This is a genomic window from Mycobacterium kyogaense (assembly GCF_003254575.1).
Classification (GTDB): Bacteria; Actinomycetota; Actinomycetes; order Mycobacteriales; family Mycobacteriaceae; genus Mycobacterium; species Mycobacterium kyogaense.
The window spans coordinates 1-1,438 of record NZ_QJUA01000099.1 but is presented as its reverse complement, the minus strand read 5'-3'; the positions used below and the strand labels follow the sequence as shown (position 1 = coordinate 1,438).

The 1,438-nt window shown below is 65.9% G+C and carries 1 protein-coding gene; it reads left to right on the top strand.

Annotated features, from left to right (window positions below):
• Window positions 1–94 precede the first annotated feature (94 nt).
• Window positions 95–1,378 (top strand): integrase core domain-containing protein, encoded by a 1,284-nt coding sequence (locus DMB80_RS27730; RefSeq protein ID WP_111512754.1) that lies wholly within the window; start codon window positions 95–97, stop codon window positions 1,376–1,378.
• Window positions 1,379–1,438: the final 60 nt, after the last annotated feature.

Genomic DNA, 1,438 nt, shown 5'->3' with positions numbered 1-1,438 from the left:
CATCTCTCAGGACATCGGTGACAGTTCTGCATCAGGACATCGGTGACACTTCGGGTGGTTCTGGTGGTGACACTTCCGCCCCGAGGCTGCGGGGGTGGCTGTCAATGAACCCATCGATCCTCGCGTCCGGTTGGCGATCTCGCAGTGGCCCGATGACGCGCCGCGGGGTGCGGTCTCGACGTTCTGCGTCGAGCACGGAATCTCCCGAAAGTCGTTCTACGCGTTGCGCCAGCGCGCCAAGACCGACGGGCAGGCCGCTGTGCTGGAACCAAGGACGCGACGACCGAAGTCGAGTCCGTCGACCTGGAGCGAGGAGGTGAAGGCTCAGGCGGTGGCGGTGCGTGCTGCCCTCGACGCCTCCGGCCTGGACCACGGGCCCATCAGTGTGCACGACAAGATGGAGGCGATGGGCTTGCCTCAGGTGCCATCCACCGCGGCGCTGGCGCGGATCTTCCGCGAGGCCGGCGTGGCTCGGCTCGAGCCGAAGAAAAAGCCCCGCTCGGCGTGGCGACGGTTCGTCTACCCGGCACCGAATGCATGCTGGCAACTCGATGCGACTGAGTACGTCCTCAGCGGCGGGCGAACGTGTGTGATCTTCCAGCTCATCGACGACCACTCCCGCTACGCGGTCGCCTCTCATGTGGCGTGGTCGGAGACTGCCGAGGCAGCCATCGCAGTGTTCGATAAGGCCGTCGCCGATTGTGGCGTGCCCCAAAGACTGTTGTCAGACAACGGGGCCGCGCTCAACCCCTCCCGGCGCGGACACCTCGGCCGACTCGTCAGCCATGTGGGCGCCCTCGGCGTGCAGACGATCACCGGCAAGCCCTACAAACCGACCACCCAAGGCAAGAACGAACGCTTCCATCAGACCCTGTTCCGCTACCTCGACAAGCAACCGCTGGCCGGATCGCTGGCCGAACTCCAAGTTCAGGTCGACGCGTTCGACCACCTCTACAACACCGAACGCCCCCACCAGGGATTGCCCGGTCGCATCACCCCGCAGACGGCGTGGGACGCCACCCCCCACGCCGATCCGCCCCGTCCCCAGCCCGACCGGCCGACCTACCCGGCGCCCGTCCCGAACGCCTACCGCAGACCCCGCACTCCGCCACCGCCGAACCTGCCCGCGAACACCCGTGCGCGAACGATCAGCACTGCGGGGACCATCCATCTGGACACAGTCACCTACCGGGTCGACGCACAACGCGCCTTCGAACAGGTCCTCGTCGTCACCGTCGACGACCAGGTCATCATCACCGACCTCCACGGCGAAGTCCTCGCCGAGCACACTCGACCCGCATCCGGTATCCGATACGTCGGCAACGGTCGACCACGGGGCCCACGCCCCAAAACCGACAGACCGTCACCGAAGTCCTGACACATCAACTGTCACCGAAGTCCTGATGCAGAACTGTCACCGATGTCCTGAGACATCACA